This window comes from Photobacterium sp. OFAV2-7 (assembly GCF_022347985.1).
In the GTDB taxonomy this organism is placed as follows: Bacteria; Pseudomonadota; Gammaproteobacteria; order Enterobacterales; family Vibrionaceae; genus Photobacterium.
Genome location: NZ_JAKRFQ010000129.1, coordinates 1 through 8,149, shown reverse-complemented (window position 1 = coordinate 8,149; position 8,149 = coordinate 1). Strand labels below are relative to the sequence as shown.

Sequence of the window (8,149 nt, the reverse complement as noted above, 5' to 3'; positions counted from 1 at the left end):
TTTGGTGCAGCAGGTGACGTCGTAACTGTCGCTGAATGTTAGAAGCGACGGAAAGTACTGTACTGTTCTCGTCAAAAGACAAATGCAGCGGAAGGATGTTAGCTACCATCGAAGGCACATCGCGAAGGGCTTTGATTTGTCTTGCGGCTACAGGCATACCGACAGCAAGTTCAGATTGGCCTGTCAGGCGATGCAGGTAGGTGGCACAGAGTGCCATCAGAACGGAGGACATTCGCAGTTTATGCTCAGCGGTGACATCTCGTAACTGGTGTAACACAGGGCCGTCGAATACTTTTCTCAGGCGGTTTAATTTGGCTAGGGGAGCATCCCCCGGAACAAGTTGCGTGGGCTCTGGCAGGTCTAGGCAATACTTTTGCCAATAAGCCTGATCCTTTACCATCATCTTGCTATTTCGATATTCGTCTTCAGCGATAAAAATACTGCTTAGAGGCGGCAGATTTCGCGCTTCAACTGTTTCACCACGGCATAGTTTGTTGTAGTGCGCAGCAATATTGCCGGATAGAATGCCGTGTCCCCAACCATCAACGACCAAGTGGGATGCCAGTTCGATGATTCGGTATTGAGACGGTGCCAATCGAACTACAATATATCGGGCTAGCGGTCCGTTTATAAGGTCCATATCCTGACTGAGCAGGTTGCTAAGAAGCCGTTCGTATTCCTGCTCAGGGTCTTGTGATATCGAGACGTCATGGAAATCGACTTTTTTCCCAGCTTGAGTGTCAGGTGCATGGATGAATTGTGTGAATAGCCCTGTTTCTGTCTGTATATCGAGCGTCGTTCTTAGGGTTTCTGTTTCAGTGAATTGAACCTGAATTGCCTGTTCTAGTTTTGAAAGGTCTAGTTCGCCATGAAATTCAAGTACGTCGCATAAGTGATAGTTGAGATTATGTCCTGACTGGCTGATAGCCAGACAGACTTCTTGTTGGGCTGCACTTAGCGAACAGCTAACTTTATCAAACATCAATGATCCTTTAATACCAGTAGCTTGTTAGTAGAAACTGACAAAGATTTATATAAATGTTTTTGTCAGTTAATAGGGAGGCTCACCAACTTTAAATTAGTGAATGGTTTATTTTCATCTTTGTTTATAGTTACTTCTGTTTATTTGTTTACCTTATAGTCTACAAATCGTATTGATTGATTGGTTAATAGTCTGTTTTGTTATTTGTGCTTATTATGGTTATCTATATAAGACAGACGGTAGATAAGCTAATCTGTGTTTATATTATGTCGATGATTTTATGCTTAAGTTTTAATTTGAGTTGAGAAATAATGGTGAGAGACTGATTTGTTACGATGAATAGTGCGAGTGATAACAAAGTTTAGAATGAGTAGATGAAGTTAGGTAGGCTAAAACGGAATGAAGTATTGGGCTTTTATCTGTATTTCTCAATATTGTAATTATTAAAGCACTAAATTGTGTAGTTACTCATGCTTAGATGGAATGCTCTAATGTTTAATCTGTTATTATATGGAAAAGTCAGAGTGGCAACGTACGATCTAGTAATAAAAATAGAATATGGATTTAAAGCTAGCCAAGCGAAGTACTAGCTTTGGATATGAGTATATTGTACTTATTTAAATTATTCTTCAGTTAAGAATCTTTGTATAACTGAACAACAGATTTGTGGACATTCTTTATGCGCTTCATGTTCTGCGAACGCAATATTCATGAATGCTGCATTGTCGATCTGATCTACTATCTCAACTGCTTCTTGAAGAGAAAGTAAGAAATCACTGTCACCACGTATTATAAGTGTCGGGCATTTTATAGTACGAATATCGCTGCTGGGATATCCGGAACGTGCTGTATCCATCCAGACTGTTTTTACTTCATTGACGAGGCGTTCAAAATCCGGTTGTGGGTTAATCTTGTTATAGTAGGAAACTGAATCCGGAAACATGTCTAGCCAGTCATCGGGAGTAACATGTGCTAAAAACTCGATGGATGGATCATTCTCTTCTAAACGCCATTGCGAGCCTATCGTTATAAGTTTTTCAACTTTTGTATTGAATCGAGCAGCCAAGCGATAACTGACTATGCCTCCGTCACTAAAACCTAGAAGAGAAAATGTATCAATAGCTAAATGTTTGAGTATTGCTTCAATATCCTTCTGATATTGTTCGTAACTCAATGGTGCTGTTCCCAGCGTTGATTTACCGTGGCCTCTGAGATCAATACCGATAATTCTATAGCCGTTAGGTATAGCCTCAAGAAGGCAGTTGAGATCTGTGATATAACCTAATCCCCCATGGATTAATACAAGTGGCTTTCCGTGCGGGTTGCCTAAGGTTTCGAAATAAATGTCGGCACCATCAGTTGAAAAATGGTGACCTCCTTTGTGATTGAAAATAGCCAACTTTTTAATCCTTTTAGAGAAAACAATAAAACCTTTATTATGATAAAGATAATAATGATGTTTAGGTTAGAGTAACTATATGGACTACATTATTTTCTGTAAAGAGATAGTGGATATGAACATATTTTATTATTAAATGTATCCCAATGATATGGGATACCATTTGACATTATTGTTAATGTGATAGCAATCGGGTTGGTTAATAACCAGATATATTTAACATTGTGAATACTCATGATGAGTAATTGGTGAAAGTTTTCACATATATTGAAAAGGAGTAATGCCTGTTTGTTGTTTAAAGAAGCTGATAAAGGCACTGTCACTTGAGAATTCGAGCTGATAGGCAACATCGTTAACTTGTAATCCTTCTGATAATAACTCGATCGACTTTAATAACCGCCACTGCTGTCGCCATGCCTGATAGGCCATTCCTGTTTCTTTGCTAAATATTCGGCTGATGGTCTTGCTGCTGGCACCAACAGACTGACTTAGCTGGTTAAGGGGGGGAGCAATATAGGTCGGTTCATTGAGTTGTTGTACCCAGCTCTGCAGGCGACGATCTGATGGCAAAGGCAATTGCAGCAATTCTTCTTTGGCGTTTGCTAGTTCTTCGAAAAACAGAGCTGTAGTGTTTTTTTGCTCGCTTTGTGGTTTATCCCATTCCCAAAAGGCCATGCGCTCAATCAATGCTTTCAGCAAGGGATTAACTTCTACAATTTTTAGCGTCGAAGGGAGTGAGGTATTTAGCGATGGATCAAAATAGAGAGAACGATATTCGACCACATTGGTCATACGCGCACATTGCGGGGTGTTGGCTGGAATCCAGGCGGCCCGTGTTGAAGGCAATACACACTTAATCCCATTGAGTGAGATGCTCATGCAGCCTTTAGGTGCATAGAGAAGTTGTCCTTTCTGATGTTGATGCAATCCGGAGTCATGCTTGCCGACACGCGTTGCTATGCCTATGACAGCATTTTCCATCTCATCGACATTAAAGATGGTGTGTTCACTGAACTCAGCCATTGTCCCAATCTTGATATTTTCTGTTCTAGTTGTGTTATTTGACCATAAGATGGGCACGTAAACTAGCTGTCATTCAAATAGAAGTGCATTGCTCGAAAAATATGAGCTTTGCTATACAGTTAGAGGTTTATGAGATGAAAACAAAACCAGCGCTGGGTTTAATGGTGGTGCTGATAATGTTCCCGCAGATTGTTGAAACCATTTACAGCCCGGTATTACCGCATATTGCCATCAGGTTTGATGTAAGTGTCAAAGCTGCAAGCCAGACGTTGTCGGTATATTTCTTGGCTTTTGCGTTAGGTGTCATTGTTTGGGGAGTGGTGGCAGATCTATTAGGTCGGCGAAAAACAATGTTACTCGGGCTGTCAGTTTATGCGCTTAGCGCCGCCGGTGCGGTGGTTGCCCCAAGTTTTGAACTGCTTATGGTTGCTCGAGGCTTGAGCGCATTCGGGGTTGCCGTTGGATCTGTTGTTACTCAAACCATGTTGCGTGATAGCTATGACGGATCTGAACTAAGCAAGGTGTACTCGTATATGGGAATGGGGATTTCCCTTAGCCCGGTTATCGGCATGATGTCAGGCGGTTTTTTGGCAGAGTGGGGCGGGCATAGCTATGTATTTGTGACGTTGAGCGGTTTGGCACTGGTGCTGCTGATGATCAGCGTTGCGACGCTTCCTGAGACGATGCCAGAGACAATACATGGGACGACTCCTGAGATAACGGCTCCCTCAGCATTAGGTGATTTGTTTCGACAGATGATAAGGGATAACGATATATGGCGTAGTGCGCTGTTGGTTGCGCTCTTTAATGTCTTGCTGTTTTCATACTACTTACAAGGACCATTCTTGTTTGAACAGCTTGGCTATGACTCTATTACGTTTGGTCGAAGTGGTATTGTGCTTGCTATGGGTACATTTGCGGGCAGCCTGCTAAATAAGAGACTGATACAAAAGGGGTTTATTCACCAGAGGCTGATGTTCATTGCGACCTTGCTTGGCTTAGTCGGGGCGATCGGAGTATTGCTTTTGCAAGGTTCATTATGGTTCCTGCTTCCGATGATTTTCGTTGTGATGGGCTTTGGTATCGGTATCCCTAATGTTCTGAGTCAGGCACTGGTTCATTATCGCTCTCAGGCTGGCAGTGCGGGAGCTGTATTGGGACTTCTATATTACCTGATGATTGGAGCCGGACTTGCCGTTGCAGGAACGGTACAAAACCTGGGGATTGTGCTGGTGGCTTGCGCCATCATTGCGGTGTTGACTGTAACCATTAAAGCCAGAAATAGTTGTATAGCATGATGTAAATGCTTTCAGCCTGTTGAAGCTACAAAGTATGGTTCAACAGGCTGAAGGTAAACCCGTTTGTCTCTCAATGGTTATTTTTCCGTGATAATCCCGCGAGACTCAAACACCTCTTTAGCCGCTGTCATGCCATTGATAGCCGCAGGAAAACCGGCATAGACAGACATTTGCAGGATCACTTCGGTGATCGCTTTGGGTGTGCAGCCAATGTTAAGCGCACCGCTGATATGACCTTTGAGCTGTGGCTGGCAATTGCCCAGTGCAGTTAGTGCGGCAATCGTTGCCAGCTCACGGGTCTTAAAATCGAGTCCTTCACGTTGCAATACATCACCGAACGGATATTCAATGGTGTACTTAGCTAAATCCGGACAAATCTCACTGAAGCTTTCAATTAGCCCATCTGCGGCATTGGGATCGAGTTCATTGAGTTGCTTCAGCCCTTTTTCGTATCTTTCGCTCATGTCATAACCATGTGGGTGTTATTCGTATTGCGTTGAAAAATAACATTATCAATAACAGGAGCCAACGATAATTTCTGCCTCCCTATATTTCTGCTTCTCTATAAGAATGACAACAGGAAAAATACAGCCATGCTGATAACGGCGGTAAGCAGTACACTTTTCAATTTCCAGGCCAGTAACACGGCGACAATCGCTGCAACCAGATAGGGGTTATGCCACGAGACGGAGAGCTCGCCTTCAGGCAAGAAGACTATCGGTGCCCAAATTGCAGTAAGAACGGCAGGGCTGGAGTAGCTCAATAGTTTTTGGGCCTGGGCATTAAGTCTCAGAGGAAGCCTTGGCTCCAGAAACAAGTAGCGACTGGAGAAAACAAGCAGAGCCATTGCCAGAAGAGTTAACCAAATCATGCGTCTTCTCCTTTTTCTTTCCCTTTCTCTTTCTCGATAGGACTGACAACGTATTTATCGTAGCTGTAGCCGGCGACCATCGCAGCCAGGCTGGCCAGCATTAAACCGCCTTCCACGTTATAGGCCTGTAATACAACAGAGAGGCTCAAGGCAACAACCACTGAAACCAGTACGGATGCATTTTTGACTGTCGGGACCACAAGGGCAATGAAGGTCGCCGCAATAGCAAAATCTAACCCGAGGCTATCAAGATTGGGGATGAACTTGCCAGCGACGATGCCTGCCAGCGTAGCCAGGTTCCAACAGATGTAAAACCACAAGCCGGCCCCAAGGGCATACCAGCGGTTAAATATCTTGGGAGACTGATGGCCGCAAAGGGCAAACAGTTCATCAGTTAGCAAAAAGCCGAGGCCAATTCGCCACTTTAACGGCAGCGGGCTGATTTTGTCGCGCATTGTGATGCTGTAGAGCAAATGACGCGAGGTAATAAACAGGGTAGTTAGCAAGATAGTTGCCAGACCAGCTCCTACTTTTAGTAAGCCCGTCGCAACTAGCTGGGCAGAGCCTGCAAATACAATGGCCGAGAGAGCCTGACTCTGAAATGGGTTTAGGCCTATATCGATTGCGAACGATCCGGCCAGTAACCCCCATGGAATCACCGCAACGCACAGCGGGCTGACGGCTAGTGCACCTTGTCTGAAGAGGGTACGTTTTTCCTGAGATGTCTGTTGCTGACTACTGTTATCTGTCATGTCTTGATGAGAAGCACCTGTCCTGTCAGGCGCGCCTCCGTCATTAGTTGTGATGGATGTTTGCATTGAGCGTTTCTTCTTTGTTATCAGTAATGCTTTTTACTTTATGAATTAATCACAATACAAACTTGTACGTTATTGCTCAATAGAGGGAGATATAACGGTTCAGATGATGGCTAGCGAGCCACTTGCTTGGCAAACTGACCGGGTGTAATACCCATGGCTTTTTTGAAATGTCGGTGGAGGTGGCTTTGATCATGAAAACCAGATTCTTGCGCCGCATCCGAGACTGTGTGCCCCCTTCGAATCAGTTGTTTAGCCAGACGAAGCCGCGCCTGAATTTGGTAGGCATGGGGTGGAAAGCCGTATTCTTTCGTGAATGCCCTCACGAGGTGATACGGGCTGAATGAGGCCAGGTTTGCCAGCTCCTGAAGGGAGATGTCGGCGCTCGGGAAATCATCAAGAAACTCTTTGACCAGTTTTAGCTGGCGTTGTGCCTTCGATACATCCTGAGGTGCGGTGGGTCGCTTGCCGTGCTTGCACATTAGCTTGGTCATTACACCGTAAAGCAAGGTCTCCCGCAGCAGGCGGTTGTCTGATTTTTCCAATGTTTCAAAGACCAGTCGAAGTTGGCTGGCGAGCTCGGGATCATAGACGACCGGTGAAGGAAAGTACGGCGCTCCGTTACTTGATAAACCAGCAGCCAGTTCGTGGCTAATGGTTTCAAATTGATCGGGGAGGGGATACATCGCCTTGTATGACCAGCCGCCTTCGCTGGCAGAATGACCGCTATGTACTTCATCTGCATTGACTAAAATGATACTGCCTTGTGGGGCAACATGGTTACCGCCGGTACGATAGAATTGCTGGGCACCGTTTTCAATTACACCAACGGTGTAGCCTTCATGGCTGTGGCGTGAAAAGTTTTGGCGGTGATAGTCGGCATCAAGTAGATCAATACCGCCCATTTCATCGGCAACACTATAGGTAGCCCGTTCCTTCTTCGGCGATTGTTTTTTCTTTGAATCCATTGTCTTGCTTTCTCCATCACCTCGTTTGATTGAGGCTATTAATGAGTATAACGAAGTGATACCAAATGCGTTTGTACAAAATTGCTCTTTGTAATACGTGGTTGAAGCAATTGAAATAAAGAAGGCATTAAAAAGTATAGGAAAGGTGCTCTGTGTGAGATCGTAGCTACGTAGCAAGCATTTTATAGCAGAGTTATAGCTAAGATTAATAGGGATGGTTTAGGTGTACGGCTCATGATTGACTTGGCACTTTGGTAACTGTTACTCGGCCTGTTCAGACAAGTAGCAGATTAGAGGCAAGCTGTTGCTAAATCTGCAGGCATGCACACCGCCTGGAATCGCCGTTCCACCAAAGCCTTGACCCTTGGAGATAAGCCGACTCTGAAGGTATCGAGTGTGTTGGATTTAGACTCTAAGTTAGGGTGTTATAGAAGCTGACAGGCAATATAGGTTTGGCTGTCAGCTTGGTTGTAGAGAAAGGGGGCATGAATGTGTCAGCGTTAATGCTTTTGCTGTTATCGGCGAGATATCGCTAGCATTGGAAAACTGACCTAGACAAATTGTCGACGACGCGACTTAGCAGCCACCAGAATCCCATTCAAATTGTCCTGTAAAAGCATTAAACTTTTGTTTGGCTTGGTACTTAATCTGACGGCCATCATCGTAGGTTCTGTAGCAAGTCGAATTAATACAGCGTGTATTACAAGACACTCGTCCCGCTACTTTAGCGGGTCTTGAAGGGAAAAGAGAGCCGTTTGACGCTGACGTTTTTTTGCTCGTCATTTTAGTCGTT

At 44.5% G+C, this 8,149-nt stretch carries 9 protein-coding genes; 1 reads left to right on the top strand and 8 read right to left on the bottom strand.

What is annotated here, in order from left to right; all coding sequences use genetic code 11:
* The 3 genes from MHN01_RS09585 to MHN01_RS09575 form a co-directional block, all read right to left on the bottom strand.
* On the bottom strand, window positions 1–982 hold a 982-nt coding region (locus MHN01_RS09585; protein ID WP_239411147.1), incomplete at its 3' end, for a condensation domain-containing protein.
* Between the two features lie 622 nt (window positions 983–1,604).
* A complete protein-coding gene (locus MHN01_RS09580; RefSeq protein ID WP_239411146.1) occupies window positions 1,605–2,381 on the bottom strand; it encodes an alpha/beta fold hydrolase in 777 nt (258 codons plus the stop codon).
* A gap of 258 nt (window positions 2,382–2,639) precedes the next feature.
* On the bottom strand, window positions 2,640–3,404 hold the full coding sequence (locus MHN01_RS09575) for a helix-turn-helix domain-containing protein (protein WP_239411145.1): 765 nt from the start codon (window positions 3,402–3,404) through the stop codon (window positions 2,640–2,642).
* 134 nt (window positions 3,405–3,538) lie between these two features.
* Between MHN01_RS09575 and MHN01_RS09570 the strand changes: the two genes are divergently transcribed.
* Window positions 3,539–4,702, top strand: coding sequence for a multidrug effflux MFS transporter (locus MHN01_RS09570; protein ID WP_239411144.1), 1,164 nt, complete (start codon window positions 3,539–3,541; stop codon window positions 4,700–4,702).
* A gap of 77 nt (window positions 4,703–4,779) precedes the next feature.
* Here MHN01_RS09570 and MHN01_RS09565 read toward each other — a convergent pair whose 3' ends face one another.
* The 5 genes from MHN01_RS09565 to MHN01_RS09545 form a co-directional block, all read right to left on the bottom strand.
* Window positions 4,780–5,166 carry a carboxymuconolactone decarboxylase family protein gene (locus MHN01_RS09565; protein ID WP_239411143.1) on the bottom strand — a complete coding sequence of 129 codons (387 nt, stop codon included), beginning with the start codon at window positions 5,164–5,166 and terminating at the stop codon, window positions 4,780–4,782.
* Window positions 5,167–5,264: 98 nt separating this feature from the next.
* Window positions 5,265–5,573: an AzlD domain-containing protein gene (locus tag MHN01_RS09560; RefSeq protein ID WP_239411142.1), complete on the bottom strand. Its 309-nt coding sequence runs from the start codon at window positions 5,571–5,573 to the stop codon at window positions 5,265–5,267.
* Window positions 5,570–6,325 carry an AzlC family ABC transporter permease gene (locus MHN01_RS09555; protein ID WP_239411148.1) on the bottom strand — a complete coding sequence of 252 codons (756 nt, stop codon included), beginning with the start codon at window positions 6,323–6,325 and terminating at the stop codon, window positions 5,570–5,572. The genes MHN01_RS09560 and MHN01_RS09555 overlap by 4 nt, the downstream gene beginning before the upstream one ends.
* A gap of 176 nt (window positions 6,326–6,501) precedes the next feature.
* Entirely contained in the window at window positions 6,502–7,356 is an 855-nt protein-coding gene (locus MHN01_RS09550) for an AraC family transcriptional regulator (protein WP_239411141.1), read from the bottom strand.
* Between the two features lie 576 nt (window positions 7,357–7,932).
* A partial coding sequence (locus MHN01_RS09545; protein ID WP_239411140.1) for a hypothetical protein occupies window positions 7,933–8,149 on the bottom strand: 217 nt, incomplete at its 5' end.

Coding starts and splice junctions, on each gene's coding strand:
- MHN01_RS09575 (WP_239411145.1), bottom strand. CDS start 3,404: ATGGCTGAGTTCAGTGAACACACCATCTTTAATGTCGATGAGATGGAA.
- MHN01_RS09570 (WP_239411144.1), top strand. CDS start 3,539: ATGAAAACAAAACCAGCGCTGGGTTTAATGGTGGTGCTGATAATGTTC.
- MHN01_RS09565 (WP_239411143.1), bottom strand. CDS start 5,166: ATGAGCGAAAGATACGAAAAAGGGCTGAAGCAACTCAATGAACTCGAT.
- MHN01_RS09560 (WP_239411142.1), bottom strand. CDS start 5,573: ATGATTTGGTTAACTCTTCTGGCAATGGCTCTGCTTGTTTTCTCCAGT.
- MHN01_RS09555 (WP_239411148.1), bottom strand. CDS start 6,325: ATGACAGATAACAGTAGTCAGCAACAGACATCTCAGGAAAAACGTACC.
- MHN01_RS09550 (WP_239411141.1), bottom strand. CDS start 7,356: ATGGATTCAAAGAAAAAACAATCGCCGAAGAAGGAACGGGCTACCTAT.